The organism is Tepidibacillus infernus, assembly GCF_048898065.1.
GTDB classification, from domain to species: Bacteria; Bacillota; Bacilli; order Tepidibacillales; family Tepidibacillaceae; genus Tepidibacillus_B; species Tepidibacillus_B infernus.
Genome location: NZ_JBLWFI010000001.1, coordinates 685,303 through 697,819 on the forward strand (window position 1 = coordinate 685,303; position 12,517 = coordinate 697,819).

Annotated in this window: 10 protein-coding genes and 3 tRNA genes; all 13 read left to right on the forward strand. The window is 33.9% G+C overall.

Features of this window, described 5'->3' with window-relative positions; all coding sequences use genetic code 11:
- The first annotated feature begins 456 nt into the window (after positions 1 to 456).
- Complete coding sequence (locus TEPIDINF_RS03535) at positions 457 to 1,527, forward strand: helix-turn-helix domain-containing protein (protein ID WP_068723793.1); 1,071 nt, start codon at positions 457 to 459, stop codon at positions 1,525 to 1,527.
- Between the two features lie 6 nt (positions 1,528 to 1,533).
- Entirely contained in the window at positions 1,534 to 3,093 is a 1,560-nt protein-coding gene (locus TEPIDINF_RS03540; protein ID WP_421691364.1) for a RecQ family ATP-dependent DNA helicase, read from the forward strand.
- Positions 3,071 to 3,652 carry a CPBP family intramembrane glutamic endopeptidase gene (locus TEPIDINF_RS03545; RefSeq protein WP_068723795.1) on the forward strand — a complete coding sequence of 194 codons (582 nt, stop codon included), beginning with the start codon at positions 3,071 to 3,073 and terminating at the stop codon, positions 3,650 to 3,652. The genes TEPIDINF_RS03540 and TEPIDINF_RS03545 overlap by 23 nt, the downstream gene beginning before the upstream one ends.
- Before the next feature lie 86 nt (positions 3,653 to 3,738).
- Positions 3,739 to 4,245, forward strand: coding sequence for a LysM peptidoglycan-binding domain-containing protein (locus TEPIDINF_RS03550; protein ID WP_421691365.1), 507 nt, complete (start codon positions 3,739 to 3,741; stop codon positions 4,243 to 4,245).
- A 391-nt stretch (positions 4,246 to 4,636) separates the two neighbouring features.
- Positions 4,637 to 5,632 carry a 2-oxoacid:acceptor oxidoreductase family protein gene (locus tag TEPIDINF_RS03555; RefSeq protein WP_068723797.1) on the forward strand — a complete coding sequence of 332 codons (996 nt, stop codon included), beginning with the start codon at positions 4,637 to 4,639 and terminating at the stop codon, positions 5,630 to 5,632.
- 14 nt (positions 5,633 to 5,646) lie between these two features.
- On the forward strand, positions 5,647 to 7,926 hold the full coding sequence (locus tag TEPIDINF_RS03560; RefSeq protein ID WP_068723799.1) for a thiamine pyrophosphate-dependent enzyme: 2,280 nt from the start codon (positions 5,647 to 5,649) through the stop codon (positions 7,924 to 7,926).
- An 82-nt stretch (positions 7,927 to 8,008) separates the two neighbouring features.
- Positions 8,009 to 8,410: a hypothetical protein gene (locus tag TEPIDINF_RS03565; protein WP_421691366.1), complete on the forward strand. Its 402-nt coding sequence runs from the start codon at positions 8,009 to 8,011 to the stop codon at positions 8,408 to 8,410.
- Positions 8,411 to 8,513: 103 nt separating this feature from the next.
- Entirely contained in the window at positions 8,514 to 9,422 is a 909-nt protein-coding gene (locus TEPIDINF_RS03570) for a MerR family transcriptional regulator (RefSeq protein ID WP_421691367.1), read from the forward strand.
- A 304-nt stretch (positions 9,423 to 9,726) separates the two neighbouring features.
- Positions 9,727 to 11,367 (forward strand): lactate permease LctP family transporter, encoded by a 1,641-nt coding sequence (locus tag TEPIDINF_RS03575; RefSeq protein WP_421691368.1) that lies wholly within the window; start codon positions 9,727 to 9,729, stop codon positions 11,365 to 11,367.
- 104 nt (positions 11,368 to 11,471) lie between these two features.
- Positions 11,472 to 11,547, forward strand: a tRNA-Asn gene (locus tag TEPIDINF_RS03580).
- 40 nt (positions 11,548 to 11,587) lie between these two features.
- A tRNA-Ser gene (locus TEPIDINF_RS03585) sits at positions 11,588 to 11,679 on the forward strand.
- Between the two features lie 18 nt (positions 11,680 to 11,697).
- Positions 11,698 to 11,788 (forward strand) — tRNA-Ser (locus TEPIDINF_RS03590).
- A gap of 171 nt (positions 11,789 to 11,959) precedes the next feature.
- Complete coding sequence (locus tag TEPIDINF_RS03595; RefSeq protein WP_421691369.1) at positions 11,960 to 12,241, forward strand: hypothetical protein; 282 nt, start codon at positions 11,960 to 11,962, stop codon at positions 12,239 to 12,241.
- Positions 12,242 to 12,517 lie beyond the last annotated feature (276 nt).

Consider the following 12,517-nt stretch of genomic DNA (forward strand, 5'->3'; position numbering starts at 1 on the left):
ACTTGAGATGAAGAGTAAGAAATCTTTACTTCAAATCACTCGCTGGTTAAAGGCTGCGATTTGGAAGCCAGCATATATTTGGTTACGTCGGTTTGACGAACGATCTAGCACATAAATAAAAGTATGATTCCTGTCACTTTTGCACTAAATGTATATATTTACCAAATGGACAGAATCACCTTTTCTTTAGGTTTTGTCCTTTTGGCTATAATTCACAAAAACATATTTACTGAAAATTTCGACTATATTTATGCAACGCTAGTGAGTTTTAGTATAAAAAAAACAAAAAGATAAATCTATGATAATATGTTACTAGAATGTTACACTTTTTATTGTTCATGATAGCCCACAAAAGTGACGAACTCATTCGAAGCATATTCCGATTACTTTTGTGGGGTCCCATTATAATAATGAAAAGAAAGTTTCTTTCTTTACAATTTAAAAAGGAATGATCACATGGTTCCCTTTTTTATCTTATGGGTGGTTTATCAATTAAATGGAGATCGCTCCATTACTGGGGTGGTGAGGATTTTAAAAGGATCGTATGCTAAGCAAACCATTCAAGATACGCAATTTTACAACCTTCATCCCTATTATGGGCTGTTTGATGGAATCTCGGCTAATGAAATAATAAATCAAATTGAAGAATTAACAAAACACCATTTTCTTTATATACAAAATGAACAATTGATCATTACTCCACAAGGTATCAATCAGTTAGATAAATTGAAGAGGAATATTGTTAAGAATCAACTATTTCATATCGAGCAAGATCATTCTATTTTATTAATTGATCGAACTACGAAAAATACGTTTTGGAAAAGATTAAGTTTGTTAATTCAAACATTATCTTATTTATCATACCATGATTTTCATTTTTCACCGGTGATTTCAGATCTTCCTGTTCAGAAATGGGTAAAGAAGCTTTTAATCTCGAATACAACAGATAGGGTGCAACGACTAACGAATCAGTTACATCTTGAAATGAATCAATTAAAAGATGATTTATCTGAACCAGAACAAAAAATACTTTTGTATCGTTTATCTGGACGACATCGAATGGCTTTTACATGGAGGCAACTTGAAGAAGAATTGGGCTATTCTATTCAAGAAATAAAGATTATGTTTAATAATTTGACCTATCGTTTGTTGCAAAAGGTTTATCATGACCCAACTCGTTTTAAATTATTGAATATGATATCAGAAATTGATAATAAAAGAAGTTATTTGTCTCCATCAACCATAAAAACGATGCAACTTTTAAATCATGGATTTTCAATTGAAGAAATTGCAAGGAAAAGAGGCTTAACAGAAGGTACGATTTATGATCATATCGTGGAGATCATTTTACATTCACCCATTGATCTCACAAGATTTACAGATGAATGGAAGATTGAACAAATTAGAGAGTTGTATCGATCTATAGGTTCAACAAATCTATCTGAATATAAAAAGAGGCTTGATCCAGCAATTTCATATCATGAAATACGTATGGTTTTAGCGGATCAAATAAAAACAAAAGAGTGATTGAAGATGTTAACAAAATATTTATCACGGTACTTTGGCTATGACTCATTTCGTGATGGGCAAGAAGAAATTATTCAGCATCTTCTAAAAGGGGAGCATGTGCTAGGGGTATTGCCAACTGGTGGTGGGAAATCAATATGCTATCAACTACCTGCACTTCTTTTTCCAGGGATAACGATTGTAGTATCACCACTTATTTCCTTAATGGAAGATCAAGTTATACAATTAAAAAATATGGGCCTATTTATTGCTACATATATCAACAGTCAACTTTCTTATGAAGAGATCGTTTATAGATTGAAAGGTTTAGAACAAGGGAAAACTAAAATTTTGTATGTTTCACCAGAAAAACTACAGCAAGAAGCATTTTTTAATCGTTTAAAAAAAATGAATATCTCTCTTTTTGTGGTAGATGAAGCTCACTGTATCTCTCAATGGGGACATGATTTTAGAACGGACTATTTGCGATTAAGAGATTATATAGTTCAACTCAATGAGCCTACAGTCCTTGCATTAACTGCCACAGCAACCCCAATTGTTCAGGAAGATATTATTGAACAATTAGGCCTACAACAAATGTATAAAATCGTTACATCCCTTGATAGGAAAAATATTGCTTATGAAGTGATTCAAGTAGACACGATCGAAGAGAAAAAGGTAGTATTGTTTAATTTACTTGAACATCTTCAAGGGCCGGGAATCATTTATGTAAATACTAGACTCACAAGTGAATGGCTATCTGATGAGTTAAAAAGAAATGGATTTAATCGCATAGAAGCATACCATGCTGGATTACCTAATGAAGATCGATTGATTATTCAACAACAATTTATGCGAGAGGATCTAAACGTTATTATTGCGACGAAGGCATTTGGTATGGGGATAAATAAGAAGAATGTCAGGTTTGTCATTCATTATGATATCCCAGCGAATATCGAAAGTTATTTACAAGAGACCGGAAGAGTGGGAAGGGATGGAAAACAAGGATATGCTGCTCTCATCTATCAAAAAGGAGATGAAGAGACATCTATCCATCTTATCGATAACGAATATCCCGATAAGGAAAAAATACAGTTGGTTTGTCAGCAAATCAATCAACAAAAGAAAGAAAATAATTTCAGAATAGAAGATTTTAAACAAGGGACAATATCTGAACAACAGTTAGAATTGATATTTTTTTATTTAGAAAAAATGGGTCATATTTCTTGGTTGAAAACAAAGAGTGGCTATAAAGTACAAAGGAATGAGGATATATTATCTTATCGGTGTATAAAAGAACTTGAACAAATTTTTGAACAACGCAAAAGAAAACGATATGGTGAAGTGAATCACATGATTCAATTTGTCAACCAAAAAACCTGTAGACGGTTAAGCATTTTGGAGTATTTTTACGAACAAAATCTGGATAAGCCGGCCTTTTGCTGTGATATATGTGGTATAAAGATAGAGAAGATCTTTGAAAAAAGGGAAAAAACGATACAATACAATGCATGGAGTTGGGAACAGGAGTTATCTAAATTGCTTCCCATATCAAGGAGCGCTTATGAAAAAGAGAGAAAAAATTGATATAGAATCATTACCTGTAAGAGTATTGGTTATCAATCTTTACCTGACTCAATTTATTTCAGTAGGACTTGCGTTTATCCTCTATTTAATTTTACACAGAATGAATCCCATTGAAGCTATTGTGTCCATTTTACCCGGCAAATTGATTCAACCTGTGTTGGTTGGTTTTCTTTTTAGTCTCGTTGTTATAGTTGTTGACATCATACTATCAAAGAAATTACCTGAAAAATGGTTAGATGATGGAGGCATAAATGAAAAATTATTTCGCCATTTACCCATCTGGCATATCGCTATTATTGCGGTAATGGTTGGTTTTGTTGAAGAATTTTTATTTAGAGGTGCCGTTCAATCCTATCTTGGCGTTTTTCTTACCAGTCTTATTTTTACTTTGATCCATTTTAGGTATTTAAAAAAATGGGTGCTCATTTCTATGACTTTTCTTATTAGTCTTGGTCTTGGATATTTGGTGATTTTAACTGGCCAATGGATTAGTGCATTTGTTGCTCATAGTATGATAGATTTTGTTCTGGGTATACTCATACGAAAGAATTGGTTATGAATAGCAAGCTTAAGCCTCAATGCAGGATTTTGGCTCATTTTATCGAATAAGAAGGTGGAAGAGGCAACAATCGAAAGGTAGATGTAATGATGGAACAGGTATGTAAACAAGAAAATATTGAATACAGTTCACTACCACCCAGGAAGACAATTCATAAAAACAAAAAGAAAGAAAAAAAATATAAAATTAATCTATTACAACTGATTGTTGGAGCTTTTATCCTTCTAATCTTTATAACAGGCTATATCTTATACCCTGATCATGAAGCAAGAAAAGAACAAAATGGGATTCCTATCAATCCTCCTAATTTTGAAGTCATACAACCACAGAGCAATCTTTCTTCTAATCAAAATTTAAATCCTAATCGTGAGAAGGATCAAAACGAGGTTGTTCAAGAAATAGAAACAAAAGAAGAAACTAAAGAAAGTATTCATATTGTTAAGCCTGGTGAGAATTTGTATAGAATTTCATTAAAGTATTATCAAAGTGGAAAATATGTCTCAGCATTAGCAAAATATAATGGTCTAAAGAATAGTGATGACCTATATGCAGGGTTTAAATTAAAAATTCCTGATAAATCATTGTTACAATAAACATTTTAAATTAATACATCCATTACATACGATTCATCTTTTATTGATGAATTTTTTTTGCAGAAAATGTCATTTATAATCTGTTATAGTCGCCAAAAATAATCTGTTATATATCTCATTATTTAGATAAAGATTAGTAAGTTTTTGAAAAACGTATTTGCACCAACAGTTTTCACTATGTACGTGTTGTTAACTAAGTGATAGATAAAAATTTTTCCGTATCTGTTGCTATATAATATTTATACTGTTATAATCAAAAATGAAAATAAGTTTTTATGTAATTGACTTATTTACACAGCGGATATAATCAAGAAATAGAAAATATTGTTATATCCTTTGTTAAGTGTCTGTTACACTATTTTAGATCTAATGGGTGAGGAGGTATATAAATATGTCAAAATTACCAATTAAAAATGAGCTAGGTTTTTTTGAAATTCGTTTAGAGTCTATTGGGGGACTTGGTGCTCATTTAGCAGGAAAAATGTTAGCAGAAGCTGGCGTACTTGGGTTAGGTCTTAATGGTGCCCACTTTTCTTCCTATGGGTCAGAAAAGAAGGGTTCTCCTGTAAAATCCTTCATTCGCTTTGGGGAAGGTGAAATTCGGGCAAGTAGTCCAGTAGAACGACCACACATTGTTGGGGTATTCCATGAAAATCTTTTTAAAACGATCGATGTTGCAAACGGTTTATATCCAGATGGAGTAATCATTGTTAACACAACAAAATCTCCAGATGAGATTCGTGAAAAACTTCATATTAAATCTGGAACAGTTGCAGTCATTGATGCTTTAGGAATTTCAGTAGAAGAAAAGACTCGTGTAAATACAGCAATGTTAGGTGCACTTTTCCGTTTTGCTGACTTCTTAAATCCAGAAGCCATGAAAAATGTAATTCGTGCTACCTTTGAAGAAAAGTATCCGAAATTAGTTGATTCCAATATTCGTACCTTTGACCGTGGATTTAATGAAGTTAAGTTTAAAACTTACGAAGCTGAAGAAGGGGCTAAGGCTGAATATGTACGTCCAAAGCCAGTATTAGGTTATGAAACTCAACCTATTGGTGGAGTGATTCTTAATCCAGGGAATAGTATTCTTAAAGACTTAAGTGGTTCAAGGGAAGGCTTCTTACCTGCTTTTGAAATAGAAAAATGTATTAACTGTGCTTCCTGTGACATTGCTTGTCCTGATGGTTGCTTTGTATGGGAAGAAAAAGAAGACAAGAAAGGTCGTCCACAATTATTCTTACAAGGAATCGACTATCAATATTGTAAAGGTTGCCTAAAATGTGTAACAGTATGTCCAACACAAGCACTCACTACATTAAGAGAAACTGAGGGATATGCTGATGAACATCGAGTACCACATCAATTTGTTTTAGCATCTAATTAAGGGGAGGGGTTATAATGGCTATCGAAGAAAAAGATTTAAAGATAGAACAAAAAGTAGATATAAAAACAGGTAATGAAATGGCAGCTTTATCTGTTGCACAGATTAACTTCCACGTGATGGGCTATTTTCCAATCACCCCATCTACTGAAATTGCAGAATTTCTAGATGAAATGAAAACACGTGGTGAACATGATATCGTCATGATCCCTGCTGATGGCGAACACGGTTCTGCTGGTATCAACTTTGGGGCTGCAACTGGAGGCGGACGTGTATTTAATGCAACTAGTGCAAATGGATTCTTATATATGTTAGAACAATTACCAGTTCAATCAGGTTCCCGTTTTCCAATGGTGCTTGATTTAGTTACTCGTTCTGTCAGTGGGCCTTTGAACATTCGTGGAGATCATTCTGACCTATACTACGGATTAAATATAGGATGGCCAATTCTTATTGCTAGAGATCCACAGGCTGTATATGATATGAATATTATCGCTACGCGACTAGCTGAACATAAAGATGTACGTTTACCTGTCATTGTAGCTTATGACGGTTTTGTGACTTCTCACCAAAAACGAAGAGTACACTATTTTAATGATCGTAAAATTGTTCAAGATTTTGTTGGAGAAATGCCAGAAGGTTTTGTTCATGCATTAGATCCTAAGAATCCTGTAACGATTGGTCCATACATGAATGATGATTATATCAATAATAAATATCAACAATCACTAGCTATTTACAATGCTGGAGAGGTATTTAAGCAAATTGCGGCTGAATATAAAGATTTATCAGGACGCGAATATCCTGTTTTAGATGAATATATGATGGAAGATGCGGAAGTAGCTTTATTCTTACTTGCATCTGCTGCTGAAACAGCGAAAGATGTAGTAGATAAGCTTCGTAAGCAAGGAATAAAAGCTGGGGTTATTTCACCTAATATTATCCGTCCATTTCCAGCAGAAGAAATCCGTAAATCCTTGAAAAATGTGAAAGCTTTACTTGTAGGTGAACGAGCTGACTCATACGGTTCTAATGGTGGTAATTTATCTCATGAAATTAAAGCAGCCCTTCAGGAAGATAAAGAAAACCAAACGATTGTATTAACTCGAATCTTCTCATTAGGTGGAAAAGATTTCTATTTCGATGAGGCTGAAGATTTCTTTAAGTTAGCTATTGATGCTGCAGAAAAGGGTTATGCAGAAGTACCTTTTGACTATTATGGTGTTAACCCTGGTGATCCTGATAAAGCACCTAAGCGCGTTCTTGAACCAGTAAATACTGATGAATTTAAAACAGGACTTATTAAGGTTGAAAAAGACGAAAATACTGGAAAATTGAATGTAAAAATTCCACCTTTACGTCAATTGATGAAAAAACCTAGACGTTTAGCTCCTGGTCATGGAGCATGTCCAGGCTGTGGAATTTTCCCTGGATTAGAAACGTTCTTTAAAGGAATTGAAGGGGATATCGTTGTTCTTTTCCATACTGGTTGTGGAATGGTTGTTTCTACAGGTTATCCTTATAGTTCACATAAAGGAACTTATATCCACAATCTTTTTCAAAACGGTGCTGCAACGCTTTCAGGATTAGTAGAAATGTTCTGGGAGAAAAAACGCCGTGGAGAAATAGAAGTGAGTGACGACTTTACCTTTGTGATGGTTACTGGTGATGGAGGTATGGATATTGGTATGGGTCCATCGATCGGTGCTGCATTACGTAACCATAAAATGATTATCATTGAATATGATAATGAAGGATATATGAATACAGGAAGTCAGCTTTCTTACTCTACGCCAATTGGGCATATGACATCTACATCTGGTGTAGGAGAAAAACAAGGTGGTAAAGAAACTCATCACAAAGACACGGCTCAAATTATGGCTGCAACAAATATTCCATATGTCTTTACTGCAACTGAAGCATTTCCTCAAGATTTAATTAAAAAGGCTGCAAAAGCACAATGGTATGCACAAAATGAAGGATTAGTTTATGGTAAAATTTTAATCACTTGTACGTTAAACTGGAAAGTGAAAGATGACCAAGGAGCTGCTATTGTTGGCACAGCTGTTAACTCTTGTTTCTTCCCACTTTATGAGGTTGAACATGGTGTAACGACTATCACTTATGATCCAGAAGAAAAAGGGAAAAGGGTACCCGTAAGTGAATGGTTAGGAATGCTAGGTAAAACAAAACATTTACTAAAACCTGAATACGAATCAACACTTAAAGCATTTGAAAATGAAGTGGAACTTCGTTGGCAGCGTCTAAAAGCTAAACACGAAAATCCATTATTGTAATCAAAGGAAGGACCTCAATGAGGTCCTTTTTCCGTTCTATCTAGCTTATTTTTTAATAAGCTAGATAGAGGGGGATGTTTTTATGTTTCCAATATTATATCTTTTCCAAGTTCTGATTGCCGCGATTTTAGCATGGTACACAGTTTATGGGTATGCTGGTCCACCTTCAACAGGAGATCAATTATCAGATTGGGTTTCTTTTTTTATTGCTGAAAAACAAAATCTTCTTTATACCTTTGCACTATTATATTTGATCATGTTTATTTTAAGTAAGCCTACAAAATATGCAATTAAAATTCTAAAAAATCGAAAAATATCTATGTATCAATGGAAAAAATGGCAAGCGATCAGCTTACTATTAATTATTTTTGATGTATATTTCTATCTTATTATTGAAGTTGACGTTTATTTTTTCATTCCTTTTTTGTTATTTTTGATCGTAAAAACTTTTATACGTAAAGAGCAAGGGCTATTTCAAAAATAGCTCTTTTTTATTAAATAAATTCATAAAAAATAAAAAAATTTTCAAAAACTTGTTATAATGAAAATAAATAGAATATTTAGATAAGATTCAGAGGGTGGGGCGAATGGAACGAGAATATTTAAAAAAGGGAATATATAATGTTAAAGCCATTTCAAAAAAGTTAGGAATACAACCTGGCACATTAAGGGCCTGGGAAAAAAGATACAAAATCGTTACCCCGAAACGAAATGAGGTTGGTCACCGAATTTATTCCGAACATGATCTAATGGTTTTAAAGTGGCTTGTAGATAAAGTCCAACAAGGTTTTACGATTAGTCAAGCGGTTGATTTACTTCTAGAAGAAGAGAAAAATTTAACTTCATTAATACCTTCGGATGGGATCTTGAATCTGAAAAAGGAGGAGATCCAAAAAAAGATATTCAATTCGCTTTTGGAATTTAATGAGGTAGAAGCTGAAGAATTGATCAATTATGCATTAAGTTTTTATCAAGTAGAAACCATCCTAATGGACATTTTATTACCGATTGCAAAATCAAGTGAGGGAATTACTAAATCGATCACAGAAGGTCAATTGAGATATATTAAAAATTGGATTCGAATTAAAACATTATCTATTTATCAACGAATCCCAATCCGGCCTATATTACCAAAAGTACTTACAATATCGACATCTGATGAACTAGATGAACTAGTGATTATCATATTATCTATTTTTTTAAGACTTAGAGGCTTCGAAGTGTATTACTTAGGACAATCTTTAGATAAGAAAATTATAATGACCTTGTTACATAAACTAGACCCGGTTTTCCTTTTCACTATCGAAACAGAAGAGCTTACAGTGATAAATCATCTTTTGCCTTGGTTATATGAAAACTTTCCACATGTGAAATTAGGAATTTTAGGTGCTAAATCAGAAGAGGGCCAAAAACATCATTTGGGAGAAAGTATGAAAGAATGGGAAAACTGGTTGAATGCTAACTTAAATACAAATGATATGTTGATGAATTCGTAAAGCTTCTTCGATGAAGCTTTTTCTTTTTTCAATTTTATTTACTATCTTAAAAGTTTTGTAAAAAAGAAAAATTTTGTATTGCTAACTAATTAAATTTATTATTTAATAGTAGTATAAAGCTAGAGCAGGTCATCAGATGACCGTATAATCATAATAACGCTTAACTTTTTTGTTGAAATGAAAGATAGCGCTTTCACAAGTCTAGCTTACTTAGTTAAGGGAAAATTAAGGAGGGAGGGACAATTTTATTTTTTTCTTGTTTTCTAAACTAGATAAATTGAAGTATGGGGGAGTGTAAAAGAATATGTGGAGTCAGATTTATGATCCAATGAATTCAATTTTTCTATCAGCCTTAATTACGGCAATACCAATTATTTATTTTTTATGGGCGCTTGCCATTAAACGAATGAAAGGGCATATTGCTGGAATTACCACTGTTATATTATCTCTTCTAATTGCAATTATCGTTTATGGAATGCCTGTAAAATTGGCATTATTAACAACTGGCTTTGGTGCAATGTACGGTATCTTTCCTATAAGTTGGATTATTATTACTGCTGTATTCTTGTATAAGATTACAGTTAAGACAGGTCAATTTGACATTATTCGTTCTTCTGTTGTTACAATTACAGAAGATCGTCGTTTACAAGCATTATTGATTGCGTTTTCATTTGGTGCATTTCTTGAAGGGGCGGCAGGGTTTGGTACACCCGTGGCCATTTCTGCTGCATTGTTGGTCGGATTAGGTTTTGAACCTTTATATGCTGCTGGGTTAGCTTTGATTGCGAATACAGCACCTGTAGCATTTGGTGCAATTGGTGTACCAATCATTGTAGCAGCTAATACTACAGGAATCGACGTAATGGCAATAAGCCAGATGGTTGGCCGTCAATTACCGTTTTTATCTTTCTTTGTTCCATTTTGGTTAATTTTTATTATGTCAGGGTGGAAGGGTGCAAAAGAAGTAATGCCTGCGATTCTTGTTTCAGGTGGATCCTTCGCATTGGCCCAGTATTTCACATCAAATTTTATTGGTCCGGAACTTCCAGACATTACTTCGGCGTTATTTAGCCTATTTGCAACTGCCTTATTTCTTAAAGTTTGGAAACCAAAAAATATTTTTAGATTTTCGAATGAAGAAAAGGGTAGATTATTAAACCCAAGTGTTGCTGCAGGAAAAGAAACTTATACTACAAGGCAAATCGTTAAAGCTTGGTCATCATTTTTATTATTAACCGGGTTCATCATTGTTTGGGGTATTCCTTCTATCAAAGATGTTTTATCGTTATCCAACATTCAATTTAATATTCCCGGTCTTCATGAAGCAGTTATAAAAACCACTCCAATTGTTACTCAAGATACACCATACGCTGCTACTTTTAAATTTGATTGGTTAGCCGCTGCTGGTACGGCCATTCTCTTTGCTGCATTAGTAAGTAAGTTTGTAGTAGGAATGAAATTTGGGGATTGGATCAAAACTTTTGGTGAAACTGTAAAAGAATTGATCTTCCCATTAATTACAATTGCTTCTGTTTTAGGTCTTGCCTATGTTTATAATTATTCGGGTATGAGTGCAACCTTGGGTTTAGCTTTGTCAAAAACGGGACATTTATTCCCATTTTTCGCTCCAATTTTGGGTTGGTTAGGTGTATTCTTAACTGGTAGTGATACATCTGCTAATGCTTTATTTGGTAACTTACAGAAAATAACTGCAAATCAGATTGGTGTTGACCCTATTTTAACTGTTGCCGCGAACTCAAGTGGTGGAGTAACTGGTAAAATGATATCACCACAATCAATCGCTGTAGCGACAGCTTCAACTGGCTTAATAGGTAAAGAAGGAGACTTATTTAGGTTCACATTAAAACATAGTGTTATGTTTGTGATCATCGTTGGAATTATGACTTATATTCAAGCATATTTCTTGACTTGGATGATTCCATAGAATGTTTTCAAAAAATGTATCCTTGTTATTGAGGATACATTTTTTACTTCATAAAAAATGTTGATTTTTTATCTTATTTCGTCTAATATATGTATTGTAATTGTTCCTCGTTAGCTCAGTCGGTAGAGCACTCGGCTGTTAACCGAGTTGTCGCAGGTTCGAGTCCTGCACGAGGAGCCATTTTTATCTCAATTTATGGAAATCTTTATCATCATTTTTTGGAGAGGTGTCCGAGTTGGCCGAAGGAGCACGATTGGAAATCGTGTAGGCGTTAAAAGCGTCTCGTGGGTTCGAATCCCACCTTCTCCGCCATCAAATTGGTAAAGATTTGGAGAGATACTCAAGAGGCCGAAGAGGACGGTTTGCTAAACCGTTAGACCGAGTTACCGGTGCGAGGGTTCGAATCCCTCTCTCTCCGCCATTACAATGAAGTAAGGGATTCTCACCGCGAGGGGTTCTCCCTCAGCAAGGGTGATGAATCGCAGGGATGTACCTAATAGGTACTTTTTTTATGTAAATTTTGGGGTGTATATAGAAATTCCTATATGTTAATTCTATAAATGAAAGATTTTCATATAGGGGTGAATCATTGATGTTCTGGAATAATCAAAGAAGAAAAAATAATTATTTCTTATGGGGTATGTTATTTGGAGTAATTGCCGGTGGATTTGTTGCCTATAGAATGATGAACCAACCGATGAAGACAGAAACATCCCAGAAAAAAGTTGAAAGTAAACCTTCAGTAGATCAATCCACGCATACAAACAATCAGAAAGGTATGGAAGTGGAGCAAAAAGACATGAAGCAGCTCTTTGATACATTTTTAAATGGTACTGAAGAAGAGTTACGAGCGAAAGCAAATGAACTGAATTAACTAAAGGATTTAAAAAAGCACTAATTTGTAAAAGCATCCAAACATTTGGATGCTTTTTATTGAGCTCTCCAGAAAAGTAGTCCGAAAACGATTCGAAGAAATTGGTCGCTTTTGAGGATTTTCTTATGCAACTCTTTTCAATTTGAAACGTAAAATGATGTATAAGCGTTAAATAATAAGACTTAGTTTTCAAACATATCATTTATTGTTATAATATAATTTATACTTTTATTTATTACATTTTCGAACTAAAGTAGGCTATTCATCATATTCTGT

Coding starts and splice junctions, on each gene's coding strand:
- TEPIDINF_RS03555 (WP_068723797.1), top strand. CDS start 4,637: ATGTCAAAATTACCAATTAAAAATGAGCTAGGTTTTTTTGAAATTCGT.
- TEPIDINF_RS03560 (WP_068723799.1), top strand. CDS start 5,647: ATGGCTATCGAAGAAAAAGATTTAAAGATAGAACAAAAAGTAGATATA.
- TEPIDINF_RS03550 (WP_421691365.1), top strand. CDS start 3,739: ATGATGGAACAGGTATGTAAACAAGAAAATATTGAATACAGTTCACTA.
- TEPIDINF_RS03565 (WP_421691366.1), top strand. CDS start 8,009: ATGTTTCCAATATTATATCTTTTCCAAGTTCTGATTGCCGCGATTTTA.
- TEPIDINF_RS03535 (WP_068723793.1), top strand. CDS start 457: ATGGTTCCCTTTTTTATCTTATGGGTGGTTTATCAATTAAATGGAGAT.
- TEPIDINF_RS03545 (WP_068723795.1), top strand. CDS start 3,071: ATGAAAAAGAGAGAAAAAATTGATATAGAATCATTACCTGTAAGAGTA.
- TEPIDINF_RS03540 (WP_421691364.1), top strand. CDS start 1,534: ATGTTAACAAAATATTTATCACGGTACTTTGGCTATGACTCATTTCGT.
- TEPIDINF_RS03575 (WP_421691368.1), top strand. CDS start 9,727: ATGTGGAGTCAGATTTATGATCCAATGAATTCAATTTTTCTATCAGCC.
- TEPIDINF_RS03570 (WP_421691367.1), top strand. CDS start 8,514: ATGGAACGAGAATATTTAAAAAAGGGAATATATAATGTTAAAGCCATT.
- TEPIDINF_RS03595 (WP_421691369.1), top strand. CDS start 11,960: ATGTTCTGGAATAATCAAAGAAGAAAAAATAATTATTTCTTATGGGGT.